Raw genomic sequence first — 16,709 nt, 5'->3', positions numbered from 1 at the left:
TCTGCGCCACAACCCTAAAACGAAAAGGATTGAGCGCTTAGACCAATCTTGGTATTCCCGATTCACCCTTTGAATTGAGAGTCTCATGACGTTTAGCGCTCAAACCTTGATTTTTGCCGTCACGCCCTGCCCCAACCAGGTCTATAACCGCGTGATTGGGCGCTATAGAGCCCATAGCGCGGCGGGCTTCACCCTTGACCCGTTATATTTCCAAAATGTCTTTCTGGAGCCGGAAGCACGCACCGGCCTCTCTTTTTCTTGCCTGCTTGATGAGGGTAAACCCATAAAAGGCTTTTCCGGTGCCGTGATCGTGCGCCACACCGAAAATTATTATTGGAAGCATATCGCCAAGCGCAAGAGCCGTAAGGGCCTGAAAGTTCTACAATATGCTTATCTGAATAATTGCCAGGGCCGGCGCATTTTAATCCATAAAACCCATGAAGAGCGCGCGGAGGCCCTATGATGGAGATTTTGAGATGGAGATCTTGAAAGAGATCCTCTCTAAACTGCCTTTGCGTTGGGCTTTGGCCCTATTGCTCTATATCGGCTTTATCACGCTTTGCCTGATCCGATTTGAGGATAGCTATATTCAAAACCCCACCGTCCTGGGGCTCGCGCTCAGCGCGAAAGCCCTCTCCGCCTGGATCCTCGCGGGCATGACATCCCTTATCCTCAGCCTGAGCCTGATGGAGCTGCAAGACCACTATCAGGTCAAAAAGCGAGCCGCCCACACTCCGCCAGAGATCGACCAACCCTTAAAAGGGCCAACCGATGAAGGGCGCTATATCGAAGCGCAAAACCTGTTGCATATGGGAGGCGTGATTAAATTTTGGGTCGGCCTCATCATCCCTGTGATCCTTTGGATCCTGGGCGCAGTGCTGGTCATAGAGGCCAGCGCCTCAGCCAAATATGATGTGTGTGTTCGGAGTGATCAGAGCCGGGCCTATTACTGTCACACCCGTGGGTAGCGTCACCCCCGGCCAGATTGACACGCGATTATCAATATAAACCCCTTCAGGGACTTGATAATCGACCGGGACCCAGCCGCCTTTAGAGCCATCGGGATTGACATGACGATGCCCTTTCACCTGACCGGCAGGTGTGTTGAAGACCGCTTCTTCTCGATTTTGGGCTCTAAAAAACACGCTATCACCACGAACAAGGCCAGTCATTTAACCTGCGAACGCTATATAGGTCAAATTCGTTCAGTTTGTATGACACTAAAGCTCGACTCTTCATTAGAATCATTCTTCGCGTTTGGGTTAATGCCCGCTTAACTTTTCTACGCCCTACGCGAAAAAAGAAAAACCCCGCAAGGCCAAGCCCTGCGGGGTTGTTCACAAGAAAGGCTGTAAGCCCTAGTAGCGGTAATGCTCGGCCTTGAACGGACCTTCCACTTCAACACCGATATAATCGGCTTGTTCGGCGCTCAACTTGGAAAGTTTCGCATTCAGCTTCGGCAGGTGCAGCGCGGCGACCTTTTCATCCAAATGCTTGGGCAGGATATAGACCTTATTTTCATACTGATCACCGCGGGTCCAAAGCTCGATCTGGGCCAAGGTCTGGTTGGTGAAAGAACATGACATCACGAAGGAAGGGTGACCGGTGGCATTGCCCAAATTCACCAAGCGGCCTTCTGAAAGCAGAATGATTTTATGGCCTTCTGGGAATTCTACCAAATCAACCTGCGGCTTCACATTGGTCCATTGGAAATTGCGCAGCGCCTCGACTTGGATCTCGTTATCGAAGTGACCAATGTTAGAAACGATGGCCATATGCTTCATCTTGCGCATGTGATCGACGGCGATGACGTCTTTATTGCCGGTCGCGGTGACGAAGATGTCCATATCACTGACCACATCATCAATGGTGACAACTTCAAAGCCATCCATGCACGCTTGCAGCGCGCAGATCGGATCAACCTCAGCAACGAAAACGCGTGCACCCGCACCGCGTAGCGATTCCGCTGAGCCTTTACCCACATCGCCATAGCCCAGAACAAGCGCCTTTTTACCGGCCATCATGACATCAGTACCGCGACGGATCGCATCGACCAAGCTTTCACGGCAACCATAACGGTTGTCGAACTTCGACTTGGTCACGCTGTCATTGACGTTGATCGCGGGGAAGGCCAGCTCATTGCGTTTCGCCATTTGATAAAGACGCATCACGCCGGTCGTTGTCTCTTCAGACACGCCCTTGATCGCAGCCTTGGCTTTGGCAAACCAGCCCGGAGACATTTCAATACGGCGCTTGATCGTCTCGAACAGATGCTTTTCTTCTTCCGATTTCGGCTCGCCCAGGAAAGACGGATCAGCCTCCGCGCGCTCACCCAATTGCAAATACATGGTGGCATCACCGCCATCGTCCAAAATCATATTTGCGGTTTCGCCGCCCGCCCAATGGAAGATCGCATCGCAATATTCCCAGTATTCGCGCAGATTTTCACCCTTATAGGCGAAGACCGGAATACCGGCCTCGGCAATCGCAGCAGCGGCGTGATCTTGCGTTGAGAAGATATTGCATGAGGCCCAGCGCACTTCCGCACCCAGCGCCACCAGGGTTTCGATCAAAACCGCGGTTTGAATCGTCATATGCAAAGACCCGGCGATGCGTGCACCCTTTAAAGGCTGCTCTGCGCCATATTCCTCGCGCAGTGCCATCAGGCCCGGCATTTCAATCTCAGCCATTTCAATCTCTGTACGGCCCCAGCCGGACAGGGAAATGTCTTTTACATAATAGTCTTTACCAGGGGTCGTCGTTGCGAGGAGGGTCATGATAGAGCCTTTTTTTACGGGGCAGGAATATGGGTCCGGACGGACATTCAGGGTGATATGGCAGAACCATATAAAGAAGTCTTTATATAATTTCAAATCCTGCGAACCATGGCGGTTTTGTGAAATTCTTGTACGCGATGCAAGAAGAATGTTTCTTAACGTGGCCCTAATCCTGTATACAGGTCTTAAGAAATGACTAATCTGTCTCAACGAGGGACGAGGCAGATAAAGACACTACATTTATCAGCCTGGAAAGGTTAACCTTTTCCAGATAGCGCCTGAGACATCTTGAGGGGGAATGTTCACATGCCGATGCTACCCACGGCTCATGCCAGCTTGAAATTTGGCCATAAGCAGCTCGATTTTTACGCCGCTCCCGGTCAAGTTGTGGGCTCAGATCCCCGCGCGCGCGCTGATGAACGCCGTATTCAAGACATAGAAGGCGCGCGCCATGTGGTACGTCTCGATCCCGAACAGAAGCTGGACTTAGGCGCGGGTGATCAGGTTGCCGTCCTACGCCTTCAGCCTGGCCCGGCCAAACGCTCGCGCCCGGTTGCTGTTGCGCATTATGATCAACAAAAATGGGCCCGCACCCAGCCTGCCACGGCTGCGATCCTCTCGCGCGCCGGGGTGGCGCGCAATGTAAACTGGGCATTGTCCATGTTTGCGCTATTTGCGGCCGCCTTGCTCTTTGTTTGGCCGTCCCTCCATGGCCTGGCGAGTGAATTTTTGCCGCGCGGCACCATGAACGGTATTTCTGCCTTTGATATTTTTGCATTTGCCGTAGCCGCCATGCCGGAATTGGCCACCTTCGGCCAATCTCTTGCCTCTATTCCCTTCTTGGAGCGATTGACGACCTTGGTCCCGCAACTGGCAGGCCAGGAAATGACGATCGTGGCCAGCGCGATCTGGCTCATCGGCACACTGATTTGCTTCTCTGCGCGCTCATGGCGCCTCTTGTGGATCCCAAGCTTTATTGGCCTTATCGGCTTGGGCGGTCTTGCGCTGGGTGGTGTGGAAGCCCCGCAAATCCCAGCCCTGATCGGGTTGGGCGCTACGGCGCTCTTCTTCGCCATCGGCGGTCTGATCAATCGCGTACGCGATGGTATGCGGTTGGAAGCACGCATTGCGCGCCTGTCAGACCATTTACTTCAGCATCCGGTTGAAGAATTGGTTCAGACCCCCATTGATCGTGTCGCCCCGGTCGCGCCTCACAGCGCGCCTGAAGACCAACCCGCACAGGCTCCGCAAAACGACGATGATCTGCCCAATGACGATCTGCCCAGTGATGATCTTCCCAGCGTTGAAGAGACGCTCAAGCACACTGATCAGGGCCGTGTGGCCGCGCGCACCGAAGACCCTGACAATGCACGGGCTATCACCCTGCCTCCACCCCCGCCCATGGCTGCGTTGAACTCTGATAATGATGACGCGCAAAGCGCGATTGAAGCCCATGATGAAACTCCTTCACACGAAGATGAGCGCCAGGCTGAGCGCGAAGCGCGCCATGAAATGACCGTAGGGGCCGAAACGCTGGACGGTGAGGCCCACGACGACACCCATTTGAACGTCGACGGCGATGAAGATGCCTTGGTTGTTACAGAGCACGATGACCACGAGCACACCGAAGACACTTCAGACGAAGCGCCTGTCGTGGCCGCTGGTGCGCTGACCCGCGAGACTGAAGAAGAGATCACGCTGGCCATTATCGAGATCGAGCAAAGCCCCCGTCTCAATGCGGATGACGAAGCGGGTGATAACGCGATCACAGCCAGCGACGAAAGCGCGGCTGATAGAGACGCGCAAGAGGCGGCAAAAACCCCTGCAGCGCACGCTGTCGACGCTCATGAGGATGAAGCACCGGCCTTGACCCCCGTGGGTGCCACACCGGCTCAGCCTCAGTTCAACTCAGATGAGGACGTCAGTGTTGAGGCGATCATTGCCGCAGCGCCTGAAGTCGCGGATGAAGGCGATGACGCTCAAGCCGACGCCGAGCTCCCTGTTAGAGCGCAGGCCCAGGATGATGCCCTGGCTGGCGATCAAGACGAGCCTGCGGATCTGACTGAGGGTGATCAGGGCGATCACGCCGTCATCGCCGCTGAGACACAAGACGATGCGTCGGATCAAAGCGAAGACGAGGCCCAAACCCAAGCCCCCCAGGCCGTTGGCGATGCGCATCAAACCGCGCAAACTGGACCCGCCTTAGAGAGTGCTGACAACGAAGACGCGCCGCAACTTCTCAATGAGGGGTCACACGATGGCGACGCGATCCTCGCGGCTCTAGAAGAGGCTGATGGCACTGATGAGGCCAATCAGGACGAAGAACTTGAAGACGAAGCCCGTGAAGACCGTGCTGAGGCCCAGCCTGCTAAGGCGCAAAACGCCGACAGCGTGAGCCATAATGATGAGAATGAGCCCGCGCATCACGCTCACTTGAGCCATGATGATGATGCCCATGACGCCGCTGCGATAAGCGAAGAGCCTGCTGGTGAAGCCGACGAAACCGACGCCAGCACCGTTGACGGTGATGATGATCTGCCGCCTAAAATCCTCCGCCAGGGTGAGGTTGAAGCCCCATCTGACAGCCTTGAAAGTGATGATGCGGACGCGCCAGAGCTGCAAGCCGAAACGCCAAAAAAAGTCCGCCGCGGCTTCCCGGCCAATGTGATCCCGTTCTTGCGCCCATCGGTGGCGAAACCCCCGATGCCAAAGGCCCCTAAGTCCTAAGGCGCTCGCTTAGAGTTTATGCATAGGATCAGCCCCTGGTGATAAACAAGAAGCCCTCGTCGCCGACGAGGGCTTCTTGTTTTGAACTGTAGGCATGTATGAGGGTTTAATCCACCTCGTGAAAACCCGCCTCAACCAATTCACACAAGGCGCTTATGGCCGGTTCGGCGTCCTGGCCATGAGCTTCGATCTCAATCTCCGTGCCCTGGCTGGCTGACAGCATCAGCAATTCCATAATGGAATCAGCCTGAACCTTTTCATTATCTTTCGCGACCAGCACTTCTGCATCGAAGCTTTGGGCACAGGCGACAAATTTCGCCGCCGCGCGCGCATGAAGCCCTTTACGATTGCAGATGGTGACCCGGCGCATAAAATCAGTTCACCCCGTCAAGGATTTCTGAGGCCACTGCGATATAACGCCGGCCCGCATCGCTGGCACTGCCCGCCAGCGCATCCAAAGTCTGGCTGGAGCGCGCTTCGGCCAGCTTGATCATCATGGGTAGATTAACCCCCGCCAAAACCTCGACCTTACCCTTTTCGAGAAGAGAAATCGCCAGATTGGACGGCGTACCGCCAAACATATCGGTCAGGATAATAACGCCCTGACCCATGTCTGCGGCTTTTACGGCATCGCGAATATCATCGCGGCGTTTTTCGATATCATCATCAGGCCCGATTGAAATGGGCGCGCACGCATCCAACGGTCCGACCACATGCTCAGTCGCGGCGACTAATTCATCGGCCAAACGGCCATGCGTGACGACAACAATGCCGATCATTCAGTTTGCCCCACTAGAAAACCAGTAAAGGCTATCTAAGCGCAGTTTTGTGCTCGTGCGAAGCCCTTTCCTGCGCTTTATGCTGTTTCAGGAGACCAGGGGGTAAAGGGCAGGATGACGGTAAATATCGCGCCCGTGCGTCCATCCTGCGCCGGATCACGGTTTTTGGCAAAGATTTGACCACCATGGGCGGTGACAATCTGGCGCGCAATCGCCAGGCCAAGCCCGGAATGCTTACCAAAGGCGGCCCCTTGAGGACGCTGGGTATAGAAGCGCTCAAATACGGTATCAAGATTATCCGCCGGAATACCGGGGCCGTCATCACTCACCGTAATGACCCAAACCTGACGGCCTTTTTGCGTGTCGCGCTTGGCGGCCAAGGCAATCACCCCCTGGTCTGGCGAAAAGGTGATGGCATTGTCGATCAGATTGGTAAAGACCCGGCTTAACGGATCCGCATGGGCATTGACCCCCATGACCTCGGGCAGATCAGTGGCACTGACCGTGATGGATTTAGGATCATCCCTTTGCGCATAAAGCGCGACCATGTCGCGCAAGATCGCCGCCAGATTGACGCTTCTCAAGCTTTCACGGGCCAATTGCGCATCCAGGCGCGATGCGTTGGAGATGTCGGTAATCAACCGGTCCAGGCGATGGACATCATGCTGGATGACTTTGATCAGCCGGTCGCGGCGCTCATCATCCTTGGCCTTTGGCAGCACTTCTGCGGCTGAACGAATAGAGGTCAGCGGGTTTTTAATCTCGTGGGAAACATCGGCGGCAAAGCTTTCAATCGCATCCAGGCGGTCATACAGCGTATCGGTCATGGCCGCATAGGCGCGTGCCAGATCGCCGATTTCATCCTTGCGTCCCGGCATACGCGGCATCGCCACGCGCCCCCCACCGGCCAGGCGTGCCATACGCGCCGCATCGGCCAGGCGTCGCACTGGCCCCCCAATATAGACCGTCAGCCAGATCGCTAGCGCCAGGCTGACGATCGCAGCAAAGATGATATAGGGCAGGATCGCGCGGCGCTCCGTCGCGATCAGTGTATCCAGATCATAGGATTCATAGACCACCGCCCCCACCACGGCTTGAACCGGCTGGATCGGCAAGGTGACGGAAACAACGCGCTCGCCCTCATCGCCGTGACGCACGCCAGAAACAACCTCACCACTGGTCAGCGCCAATTCCACCTCATCGCGGATCGTGCGCGCCAGGCCTTGGCGTTGTTGAGGCGACAGCACCAGTGCACGCACACGCCGGGTCAAATTTGACCACGCACTGCTTTGCACCGCATCCAGGCGGGCTTCGTCTTCCAAGGGCGGGAGGGTTTCGATACCGACCCGCCCGGCAATCAAATGACTATCGGCCACCAGAATGCCATGGCGATCATAGATCAGGGCGCGGGTTTCTTCAGGCACGTAAAGGCGTGAGAGCACTTCACGGGCAATATCTGAATCCATGCGCGGCTGAGGCACGCCTTGTACGGCGGTCTCGGCAATCACATTGACGATGATATCCGCCTGGGCATGCAAAGATTCAATCTTGGCATCCACCAGGCCGCGCCGGTTCTCGGTAATGGCAAAAATACCGATCACCAGAATCGTCAAGGCCGCGAAATTGATCCCGATAATGATCAGATTGAGCCGGGAAAAGAGGTTGGGCCGCAAGCGTTTCACGCTATGGGCCCAAATCCGGCGCAGCGCCTTAAACCTCTTTGTACCGGTATCCGACGCCATATAAGGTCTCTATGCCATCAAAGGTGTTATCCACCTGGCGGAATTTTTTACGAACCCGTTTGATATGCGAATCGATCGTACGATCATCGACATAAACCTGGTCATCATAGGCCGCATCCATCAAATTATCGCGGCTTTTGACATAGCCCGGACGCGTGGCCAAGGCCTGAAGAATTAAAAATTCTGTGACCGTCAAACGCACCGGATGACCTTCCCAGCTGCACGCATGGCGATTGGGATCCAGGGTCAGCTTGCCACGGATCACGGGCTTTAAATCATTGCTTTCGCCATTGGCATCCAAAGTGCTGCCTTGGGTGCGGCGCAAAACCGCCTTCACGCGTTTAGCCAGCAATTGTTGGGAGAAGGGCTTGGCGATATAATCATCTGCGCCCAGATCAAGACCCAGCGCCTCATCAAACTCATCATCTTTCGAGGTCAGAAAAATGACCGGCAGGTTGGAGCTTTGACGCACCCGGCGTAACAGCTCCAAACCATCCATGCGCGGCATCTTGATGTCAAAAATCGCCAAATCGGGCGGGCTTTCGGTCAAAACCGGCAGCGCCGAGGCCCCATCGGTGAAGGTGCGGACGTTAAAGCCTTCGCCCTCCAGAAAAATCGAGACCGATGTCAGGATGTTTTCATCATCATCGACGAGTGCAATCGTGGTCATGTACAAGGCTCCAAACTCTTTTCCACCAAGGGCAGGGTATTTTTTAACCTTAAGCGGCTTAGACTTCGCAATAATTTTCGGGTTAGGCAAGATTAAGGCTCCAACTGCTGTTGAAGTCTTAAGAAACTTTAAGGGTGCCCACACGCATGGCGAGTGAGGATGTTCACTACGAGGTCTTCTTTAAGAAGAATAAGAAGGCGAGCTGGGTCCTGGCCGAAGCGCTGCACGATCGCCATCGCGCGGTCGATATGGCCAAGAAACTTTTAAAGAAAATGCCACAGGGCAGCGTGCGTGTCACCCGCGAAAAATTCGACGATAAGGGCCGGGTTTTCAATAAGATTACAATCTTCACCGAAGGCATAGAAGATTTTAAAGAAAAAAAAGAAGCGCCTAAAGAAGCTGAAATTCCCTGCCAAAGCCCCGATGATCTTTTAGGCCCTAGTGCGCGTGAAACCTTGCGCCGGGTTTTGGCCCCTTGGCTGGAGCGTCATGAAATCGCGCCGATGGAGCTGTTTTTCCGTTCTGACCTAGCGCAAAAGCTTGATTCTTCTGACTTTGATCTGCAACAAGCCGTGCAGAAAGTCGCCGTCGCGCGGGCCCAGGCCGGCGATGGTTCCGTCCATGATTATGTGCGCATCCTGACAGACCTGGCCGAAAAATCGATCAAGCAGGTTAGCGCCGAAGCCGATGCGCGCAAAGGCAAGCTGATCAAGGCTGATACCTTCCGCGATCTCAGCGAACAAGTCTTTGCAAAAGGCGCGTCGGAAAAAATGATGCGCGCCGAGATTTGCCATCGCCTGTCCAAAGCCCACACCATGGGGAAAAAGGCGGAAATGCTGCTCGATTTCCTGGACGATCTGCCCAGCGATGCCGAGGCGGCCAAATTCGCCGCCAAGCAAACCGATGCGTTTTTGGCGGATGTCTTGTCCTTCGATCGTGCGCTGAACCATGTCGTCGGGGAAACCCCGGATTTGGGGGAAGAAGTTCTGCGCCTGACCACGATTTATGAAGGTCAGGCCAATCACGATTTGCTGGTGCGCGCGCCAGACTTTGCCAAACGCTTGGCCACCCGGTTCAAAGCCAAAACCCTGCCGGAAAGCCACGCCGAGATTGCCCGGCGGATCTTGAAACAATTGCGCGCACCGCGTCGATTTAAGCCCTCTAATGTGCTAGCAGAGATCCAATTGGCGCGCGATTTGGCCCAGCGCCTGATCGCGGTGTCCGGGCCCGATCTTGATCCGATGAGCCTGGTCGAAGCCTTCACCCACCGCTCCGCGCGGATTTTGGCCCCGGATTTCATTCAAGATTTGATTTCACGCAGTGATAATCCGTGTGAGCAAATCCAACTGCTTCTCAAAGTCGAAGACAATATTGTCGGTGAAGAAAACAAGCAAAAGCTTGCCACCTATGTGCGCGCGACGTTGAAAAGCCAACAGACCCAGTCCTGGTTCCTGCGCGGGCCGGGTCAGCCGTTAGAACGCTTGTCACAGTTAACAGCTCTACAAATTCGCACCGAGCGTTCGACCTTTGAGAGTAAAGATGTTCAAGAGATCTGTGTCTTGTGTGATCAGACCGGTCTTAACATTATTGAAGAGAGTGAGATTTATAAACGAATCACAGGGTCTGGACGTCCAGCCCTGGATCAGGCGGCTGCCCTTTTGAAACTGGCTGCGGGCGGCGTCCTGCCCAAGCCCGGATGTATTCATGACGCCCACATGCGGGCTATGCGCATTCTCTCATCGCCGGAAGGTCGTAAAGAAGCGGCCGAGGCCAGTAAGCGCGATGCAGGTAAGTTGACGGAAATACAGGGACTTCTCTTAGGCGTGGGTACGGATACGCCCCCTATCGGGTCAAAATCGGCCAGCGGGATGTAAAACGATCCTACAGCGCCCCCCCTTGCAGGTCTCTTGATAAGCGCCCACGTTTTATCTAACGACGAAGGAGGGTTTAGACCATGAGCCTTAATACAGATCATACAGAGACGGTCTTGGACGGCGAACCTTTAGTCTATGTTCGCCAGATTACTGTGGATGACGTGCGTGATGAAATCACGCAAAGTGAAATTAACGCCCAGCTGGATGCGCTGGGCGATCATGCTGCGCTCTATGCGGTTCATAATGAAGATGGAGAACGGGTGGCGATCTTTTCTGACCGCGATTTGGCCTTTGCGGTCTCACGCCAGAACGGCGCTCATCCTGTCAGCGTCCACTAAAAAAGAAAGCCCCCGGCACGCCGGGGGCTTTAAGTGGATGTCAGGTGATGACCATAAGGACAGCAACCACCAAAAAGAGCCCTTCAATCCCGTGGATCACAAGGGCAAACCAGTTTGAACGAAAGATTTGCGAGGGCAGGCTGTAACATAAACAGCTGATCAGTAGGCCCGGCAGCATCCAAAATTTATGGACATGATAGCCCGTAAACAACAGGCCATTGCCCAGCCACGCCCAACGCCCCCAGGCCTTTTCCATACGCGGTAAGAGTATACCGTGAAAGAAAAACGCTTCGCCCAGAATGTAATTGAAGAGACTTGAGACCAGAACCAGGCCCAGAATATCCCAGCGCCCGAACGCGGCCGGTTGGTCCAGATTTTCAATCATCGCATAGCTGGGCGTGATCGCCCTTAACGTCTGGGCCAGAGCGCTTTGATCAAAGAGATGCGTGACCCCCTCATCCCCGATAAGGCCGATGACAACAAAGACCGGGATCACAAGCAACGCGATCCACACTTTTTGCCCCGTTGGACGCCAGATCGGTGCGCCAAGCCACAACCGATCTTTTAACGATGGCCAGGTCAAGGCCACGCCCTCACACCGCAAGACCAGGATAGACACGACCATTTGCCAGGCCATCCCCACCACAATCAATGTCCAAAAGGTTAACCCTTTCAAGGGGTCATCAGGCTGCATCAGGCGGGGGGCCACGCCCCAGGCCAGCACGGTCATGGGTATGACAACGCTTAGCCATAACCCGAGGATGACGGCGGTATCGCGCCAGAACGCGCCCGCCCCCTCATCATCCTCATCTTTATAGACTTGTACTGCCATGGCTTAGAACTGCCGAACCAGGCTGATAAAACCGCTGGCGCTATAGTCTTCCTTCATCAAGGGACTATCGGTGATGTCGGAATTATAGATCTCCACCTGAGCGGCGGTGAACACGCTCAAACGCTCGGTGAGTTGATAGCGCATTTGCACGCCCAGGCTGGGTACGAATACCCCCTTAGAAGGCGTGTTCGGCGTGTCACCAAATTCATAGCGATAGCTCAGCCCATCCTCGCGGCGGATACCATAGAGCCAGGTGGCCAGCTCACTGTCTTTCCAAGACAGCGTGCCCGCAACCCCCACGGTCATGCGCTCCATTGGGCTAAAACCATAGGCGGCAACCAGATTGGCTTCGCCGCCCTTGGTCTCGCCCACCACGTCATGAAGATATTCCGCGCTGAACTCAAACCCGCCCATAGTTCGGGTGACTTTGATCCCGGCATCCAGGCCGATATCACGCTTAAGGGTTTTAAAGGCCTGAATCTCGCCCGGATCAACCAGCAGATATCGTGGGCTCAAGCGGCCTTCAAGGGTGAAGCCATTGACCTCAAAGGCCGTAACACTCAGCCCAGAAAGGTCAATATTAAACCGATCCGTCTTATAGACGAAGAAGGGCAACAGCCCGGTTTCAACCGTATCATCGGCCCCGGTATAAGGGTTCGTACTGACATAAGCCCCCGCCCCGAGCAACAAGGTGCGTTCGGATGCGGGCTCGGCCTGCGCCAAAGCGCTTGTCGAGCAAAGCGCAAAACCCAACATAGTGACGAAGGGAATGAAGGAAGAGGTCATGAGCGTGTGTCTTTCCATACCTGTTATCAAGCGATAGCCAGGGTGTAGCGTGGCCAAGACATCTGCGTCGTCCGGATGGGTCCAATCGGACAGAACCGCGTGTCCGAACCGATAGGATCACACGCTTAATGGTCTGAAATAATTATGAAAAACCGTTATTGCCGAAATGCACTCGGCGCTTTACCGGTATGCTTCTTGACCGCGGCATTAAAGGTCGAGCGCGAGTTAAATCCCACCCCATAGGCAATGGTCAACAAGGAGGCCTCGCTCTCGCGGATCTCGGTGAGCGCCTCCTCAACCCGCAGCCGATTGATATAATCAAAAAAGCTCACGCCTAGATGATCATTAAGCGTCTGGGAGAGATGATTGGCGCTGACGCCTAAACGGCGCGCCAAAGTCGACAGCGACAGTAAGGGATCGCGATAGAGGGTCTCGGCACGCATGATCCGATCCAGTTTCTGAGCGATTTCATGTTGACGCTCATCGGGCAGAGAGGAGCGCGCATATTTCTCCGCCACCCCCGCTTCGCTTTCAATCGCCGTTTCACCGGTGAAAATCGGACGCTGCCAGGTGCCAAACAAGCCCACCGCCCCGATCCAAACCAGCTCCATCACCCCACCGGCAATATCTAAACCCGCAGCCTGATCGGCATTAAAGCCGATCGCGGATTTAATCATGCCCCAGGCCCAGGCCAACAGCATAACAATCAACAGCCAGCGTAGCCAATTGAGCGTGCGATCTTCGATATTGGAAAACACCTCACGCACATGGCGCATATGACGCGACAGGGCCCGAAAGGCTTCACCCAGATAGCCTAAGGTGACGATCAAGAACAGCGCAATAAAGCCCAGCTCCAGCCAAGCGACGGCACCTTGGGATTGGCCATTATAAATGCCCAGCTGGGTTTGGGCCGGTAAGATGAAAAATACACTCGCCAACAGGGCTGCAAGGATCGCCGGCGCGGACAGCATCCCCACCCGCTTCAAGGTCCAGACCTGATCGGGGGTTGTGGTCATCGCACGCACATAGGCCAAAATCGCGGGACCATAGAAGAGGGACGTTACCCAAATCAAACCGATCAACCAGGGCATTTGGGTATAAGTGCCCATCGGGCCCAAAATCGTCCCGCCCGCCGACAGCGCGCACAGAATAAGGAAAATCGCTAAGGGCAGGGTCGGGGAACTGGCCCAGGAATGACGCAAGGCCAATTGTAGGGCGCTAAACAGGCCGATCGCAAACGCCATTGCCGCGATCACGATGATCACAGTGTCCGCCATGTGAGCCCTATCCTCTTACCCCCGGCCAGAGAGCGCTACAATGGCGGCAATTGGCGCAAAGGACAATCATCAGCGTCTTAAAAAAGATCGCCGATTAAGCCGCATTACTGCTTTGCGCATCGCTTTCATGAAGGAGGGCTTGGATGGCATCGGCACTGGGCGCAGCGCGCAGGGCCTGACGAAAGTCCTGACGACGGAAAAGACGCGAGATTTTGGCCAGCGCCTTCAAATGCTCTGCGCCCGCATCTTCAGGGGCCAGCAGCAGGAAAATCAAATCGGCAGGACGACTGTCGACGGAGTCAAAATCCACCGGATGCTTTAAGCGGGCAAACACCCCGCAGACCCGGTCAACATGACTGGTGCGGGCATGGGGGATGGCGACACCATCCCCAATCCCGGTTGAGCCCAAGCGCTCACGCTCCATCACCGCTTCGAGGACCGGACGGGCCGGCGTGCCATAGACACGCTCGGCCAGATCGGCCATGGAATGCAGGACTTGCTTACGCGAGGTCGCAGGAAGATCTGCGACCACGCCGCCTTGTGGAATGAGTTCACTTAAGCTCATAACGCGCCTTTGTTACGGGTCATCGACCCTCTATGCCGCGCTGTCTTTAGCCCCCCTTGAGGGATCAATCCACCCCACATGTCCATCTGGACGACGGTAAACAACATTGAGCCCGCCGTGAGCTGCGTTACGAAACAACAAGAAAGGGGCATCTACCAGACCCATTTCGAGCACTGCAAAACCTACAGTCATCGTCTTTAGCTCGCCGACTTTTTCAGCAACGATGATCGGTTCGTCCACACCCTTGGACCCATTTGCGCCGTGATCGCCTGCCTCATCCTCATAGGCCGCATAGGACTCGCGTTCATCGCGCAGAATAAGGATCGGGGTTTCTTCAGCCGGCAATTCCGCCTTGGTTTCGGTATGGTGATCTTTCAGGCGACGTTTATAGCGCCGTAATCGTTTCTCCAGATGGATCACTGCCCCTTCAGCGGCCGCATAGGCGTCATTGGCCGTATCATGCGCTTGAAGGAAGGCCCCAGAGGGCAGGTGAAGCGAACAATCCACCTTGAACCCCGAGCCCTCACGGGTGGCCACGATATAGGCCTCACCGGGGCGGTTGAAATATTTGGCAACCCCCTCCTCGATGCGCGCTTCGATGCGTTCACGCAGCGCAGGAGAGACATCAATGCCTTTGGAAACGAATTGAATATGCATGGCAGCTCCATTTTGGCTAAGCGCCGAGAATTGAATGCTCAATCCCGAGAGCAATGCTTAGGGCCTCTTGATATAAGAGGACTATTAGAGCCTAGCGAGAGTATAAGATTGGTGTCAATCGTGTGACAGCGTTAAAAGCCAATGAAATCTCAGATTTAATCTTTATGCAGATCGCTTTAAGATGCGCCGTCTTTGCACCGAGGACGGAATATTCATCGCCTCACGATATTTGGCCACCGTGCGCCGGGCAATATCAATGCCATCACTCAATAAACGCTCAACAATTTTATCATCCGACAAGACATCATCAATTGTTTCGCATTCAATCATCGCCTTGATGCGATAGCGCACAGCCTCAGCCGAATAGGCTTCGCCGCCATCGGCAGAGGCAATGGACGAGGTAAAGAAATATTTCATCTCAAACAGGCCGCGCGGCGTGGCGACATATTTGTTAGAGGTCACACGGCTGACGGTAGACTCATGCATGCCCACAGCGTCCGCGACGGTTTTCAAATTCAAAGGCCGCAGCCAAGCCACGCCCTTGGCCAGAAACGCATCTTGCTGGCGCACAATCTCACTGGCGACTTTCAAAATCGTGCGCGCGCGTTGTTCCAGGCTTTTGACCAGCCAAGAGGCATTTTGCGAACATTCTGAGATGAAGACTTTTTCCTCATCCGAACGCGCGGCGGTAGAAATCTCGGCAAAATACTGATTATTCACCAGAACCCGCGGCAAGGTATCGGTATTGAGCTCCACCGCCCAGCCATAATCTGGACGCTCGCGCACAAACACATCCGGCTCAATCGCGCGGGTATTATCGCTGCCGAAGGCCAGACCTGGCTTGGGCGTCAGCGCGCGCAATTCCGCAATCATGTCTTCCAGGTCTTCTTGATCAACGCCGCAAATTTCACGAAGGCGCACATAATCATGCTTGGCCAGGATCACCAGATGATCAATCAAGGCGGCCATCGCCGGATCAAGGCGATTTTTCTCTTTCAGCTGCAGCGCCAAACATTCTTGTAGCGAGCACGCCATGACCCCGGCCGGTTCAAGCTGTTGCAAGCGGCAGAGCACTTCTTCAACTTCAGAACGGGTAATGCCCAGCTTCTCTGCCGTCTCATCCAGATCGGCGCGCATATAACCATCATCATCGGCCAAGTCGATCAGATGCGCCGCGACCAGGCGATCGCGCACATCAAAGGCGATATCGGCCAATTGGTCATGAAGATGTTCGCGTAGGGTTTTGTCGCGGCTGGAATTGGCGGCCGCGTCATAGTCTTCCCCGCTTAGGGAACCGCCTTTGCCGGTTTTGGACCAGTCGGTCGAGCCTGCGCCATAGCTATCGCCCGCACCGCCCGCCATATCGGCTTTGGAATCGTCATACAGCGTCTCACGGTCCGCATCGAGGGAATCTTCGGCCTGAGCGGGGCTATCAAAGCTGACTTCTTCACGCTCAGCGCGCGCCTCTGCGCCTTCGCGCTCGGCGGCCTCACTGACGCTTTCCTGGCCTTCGCGCTCATCGCGCTCTAGCAGAGGATTGCGCTCCAGCTCTTCTTCGACATAGGCAGACAGTTCGAGATTGTTCAATTGCAGCAGCTTAATCGCTTGCTGCAATTGGGGCGTCATGACGAGGCCCTGGCCTTGGCGGATCTCAAGTTTTTGATTCAGCCCGGCCATTACCTCTC

16 protein-coding genes are annotated in these 16,709 nt (G+C 55.1%); 5 read left to right on the top strand and 11 right to left on the bottom strand.

The window, feature by feature from the left end; genetic code table 11:
- Positions 1 to 85: 85 nt before the first annotated feature.
- Entirely contained in the window at positions 86 to 463 is a 378-nt protein-coding gene (locus H151_RS0105010; protein WP_019960549.1) for a hypothetical protein, read from the top strand.
- A gap of 13 nt (positions 464 to 476) precedes the next feature.
- A complete protein-coding gene (locus H151_RS0105005; protein ID WP_019960548.1) occupies positions 477 to 968 on the top strand; it encodes a hypothetical protein in 492 nt (163 codons plus the stop codon).
- Between the two features lie 390 nt (positions 969 to 1,358).
- Here H151_RS0105005 and ahcY read toward each other — a convergent pair whose 3' ends face one another.
- Positions 1,359 to 2,777, bottom strand: coding sequence for an adenosylhomocysteinase (ahcY, locus tag H151_RS0105000; protein ID WP_019960547.1), 1,419 nt, complete (start codon positions 2,775 to 2,777; stop codon positions 1,359 to 1,361).
- Positions 2,778 to 3,083: 306 nt separating this feature from the next.
- On the opposite strand from ahcY, the gene H151_RS0104995 reads away from it, so the two are divergent.
- Entirely contained in the window at positions 3,084 to 5,504 is a 2,421-nt protein-coding gene (locus tag H151_RS0104995) for a hypothetical protein (RefSeq protein WP_019960546.1), read from the top strand.
- A gap of 106 nt (positions 5,505 to 5,610) precedes the next feature.
- On the opposite strand, the gene H151_RS0104990 is transcribed toward H151_RS0104995, so the two are convergent.
- From H151_RS0104990 to H151_RS0104975, 4 genes are all read right to left on the bottom strand, one after another.
- Positions 5,611 to 5,874, bottom strand: coding sequence for an HPr family phosphocarrier protein (locus tag H151_RS0104990; RefSeq protein WP_019960545.1), 264 nt, complete (start codon positions 5,872 to 5,874; stop codon positions 5,611 to 5,613).
- Between the two features lie 4 nt (positions 5,875 to 5,878).
- A complete protein-coding gene (locus H151_RS0104985; protein ID WP_019960544.1) occupies positions 5,879 to 6,283 on the bottom strand; it encodes a PTS sugar transporter subunit IIA in 405 nt (134 codons plus the stop codon).
- Between the two features lie 77 nt (positions 6,284 to 6,360).
- Positions 6,361 to 8,025, bottom strand: a complete 1,665-nt coding sequence (locus H151_RS0104980; RefSeq protein ID WP_019960543.1) for a stimulus-sensing domain-containing protein — start codon at positions 8,023 to 8,025, stop codon at positions 6,361 to 6,363.
- A complete protein-coding gene (locus H151_RS0104975; RefSeq protein ID WP_019960542.1) occupies positions 7,994 to 8,695 on the bottom strand; it encodes a response regulator transcription factor in 702 nt (233 codons plus the stop codon). The genes H151_RS0104980 and H151_RS0104975 overlap by 32 nt, the downstream gene beginning before the upstream one ends.
- A gap of 146 nt (positions 8,696 to 8,841) precedes the next feature.
- On the opposite strand from H151_RS0104975, the gene H151_RS0104970 reads away from it, so the two are divergent.
- Together H151_RS0104970 and H151_RS0104965 are read left to right on the top strand one after the other, a co-directional pair.
- A complete protein-coding gene (locus H151_RS0104970) occupies positions 8,842 to 10,569 on the top strand; it encodes a hypothetical protein (RefSeq protein WP_019960541.1) in 1,728 nt (575 codons plus the stop codon).
- A gap of 80 nt (positions 10,570 to 10,649) precedes the next feature.
- Positions 10,650 to 10,907, top strand: a complete 258-nt coding sequence (locus H151_RS0104965; RefSeq protein ID WP_019960540.1) for a DUF1150 family protein — start codon at positions 10,650 to 10,652, stop codon at positions 10,905 to 10,907.
- 40 nt (positions 10,908 to 10,947) lie between these two features.
- On the opposite strand, the gene H151_RS16875 is transcribed toward H151_RS0104965, so the two are convergent.
- From H151_RS16875 to rpoN, 6 genes are all read right to left on the bottom strand, one after another.
- Positions 10,948 to 11,739: a CPBP family glutamic-type intramembrane protease gene (locus tag H151_RS16875; RefSeq protein WP_019960539.1), complete on the bottom strand. Its 792-nt coding sequence runs from the start codon at positions 11,737 to 11,739 to the stop codon at positions 10,948 to 10,950.
- Positions 11,740 to 11,742: 3 nt separating this feature from the next.
- Entirely contained in the window at positions 11,743 to 12,525 is a 783-nt protein-coding gene (locus tag H151_RS0104955; protein ID WP_019960538.1) for a MipA/OmpV family protein, read from the bottom strand.
- 155 nt (positions 12,526 to 12,680) lie between these two features.
- A complete protein-coding gene (locus H151_RS0104950; protein ID WP_019960537.1) occupies positions 12,681 to 13,802 on the bottom strand; it encodes a helix-turn-helix domain-containing protein in 1,122 nt (373 codons plus the stop codon).
- A gap of 94 nt (positions 13,803 to 13,896) precedes the next feature.
- Positions 13,897 to 14,367 (bottom strand): PTS IIA-like nitrogen regulatory protein PtsN, encoded by a 471-nt coding sequence (gene ptsN / locus H151_RS0104945; protein WP_019960536.1) that lies wholly within the window; start codon positions 14,365 to 14,367, stop codon positions 13,897 to 13,899.
- A gap of 30 nt (positions 14,368 to 14,397) precedes the next feature.
- Positions 14,398 to 15,024 (bottom strand): ribosome hibernation-promoting factor, HPF/YfiA family, encoded by a 627-nt coding sequence (gene hpf, locus H151_RS0104940; protein WP_019960535.1) that lies wholly within the window; start codon positions 15,022 to 15,024, stop codon positions 14,398 to 14,400.
- Between the two features lie 162 nt (positions 15,025 to 15,186).
- Entirely contained in the window at positions 15,187 to 16,701 is a 1,515-nt protein-coding gene (rpoN, locus tag H151_RS0104935) for an RNA polymerase factor sigma-54 (protein ID WP_019960534.1), read from the bottom strand.
- Positions 16,702 to 16,709: the final 8 nt, after the last annotated feature.

Origin of the sequence: Woodsholea maritima DSM 17123 (genome assembly GCF_000382325.1) — a bacterium.
GTDB classification, from domain to species: Bacteria; Pseudomonadota; Alphaproteobacteria; order Caulobacterales; family Maricaulaceae; genus Woodsholea; species Woodsholea maritima.
Note: the sequence above shows the minus strand (reverse complement) of the source record. Positions and strands in the feature narration are given on the sequence as shown.

Excerpts from the sequence above, each read along its gene's own strand:
- H151_RS0105010 (WP_019960549.1), top strand. The coding sequence starts at position 86 with ATGACGTTTAGCGCTCAAACCTTGATTTTTGCCGTCACGCCCTGCCCC.
- H151_RS0105005 (WP_019960548.1), top strand. The coding sequence starts at position 477 with ATGGAGATCTTGAAAGAGATCCTCTCTAAACTGCCTTTGCGTTGGGCT.
- ahcY (WP_019960547.1), bottom strand. The coding sequence starts at position 2,777 with ATGACCCTCCTCGCAACGACGACCCCTGGTAAAGACTATTATGTAAAA.
- H151_RS0104995 (WP_019960546.1), top strand. The coding sequence starts at position 3,084 with ATGCCGATGCTACCCACGGCTCATGCCAGCTTGAAATTTGGCCATAAG.
- H151_RS0104990 (WP_019960545.1), bottom strand. The coding sequence starts at position 5,874 with ATGCGCCGGGTCACCATCTGCAATCGTAAAGGGCTTCATGCGCGCGCG.
- H151_RS0104985 (WP_019960544.1), bottom strand. The coding sequence starts at position 6,283 with ATGATCGGCATTGTTGTCGTCACGCATGGCCGTTTGGCCGATGAATTA.
- H151_RS0104980 (WP_019960543.1), bottom strand. The coding sequence starts at position 8,025 with ATGGCGTCGGATACCGGTACAAAGAGGTTTAAGGCGCTGCGCCGGATT.
- H151_RS0104975 (WP_019960542.1), bottom strand. The coding sequence starts at position 8,695 with ATGACCACGATTGCACTCGTCGATGATGATGAAAACATCCTGACATCG.
- H151_RS0104970 (WP_019960541.1), top strand. The coding sequence starts at position 8,842 with ATGGCGAGTGAGGATGTTCACTACGAGGTCTTCTTTAAGAAGAATAAG.
- H151_RS0104965 (WP_019960540.1), top strand. The coding sequence starts at position 10,650 with ATGAGCCTTAATACAGATCATACAGAGACGGTCTTGGACGGCGAACCT.
- H151_RS16875 (WP_019960539.1), bottom strand. The coding sequence starts at position 11,739 with ATGGCAGTACAAGTCTATAAAGATGAGGATGATGAGGGGGCGGGCGCG.
- H151_RS0104955 (WP_019960538.1), bottom strand. The coding sequence starts at position 12,525 with ATGACCTCTTCCTTCATTCCCTTCGTCACTATGTTGGGTTTTGCGCTT.
- H151_RS0104950 (WP_019960537.1), bottom strand. The coding sequence starts at position 13,802 with ATGGCGGACACTGTGATCATCGTGATCGCGGCAATGGCGTTTGCGATC.
- ptsN (WP_019960536.1), bottom strand. The coding sequence starts at position 14,367 with ATGAGCTTAAGTGAACTCATTCCACAAGGCGGCGTGGTCGCAGATCTT.
- hpf (WP_019960535.1), bottom strand. The coding sequence starts at position 15,024 with ATGCATATTCAATTCGTTTCCAAAGGCATTGATGTCTCTCCTGCGCTG.
- rpoN (WP_019960534.1), bottom strand. The coding sequence starts at position 16,701 with ATGGCCGGGCTGAATCAAAAACTTGAGATCCGCCAAGGCCAGGGCCTC.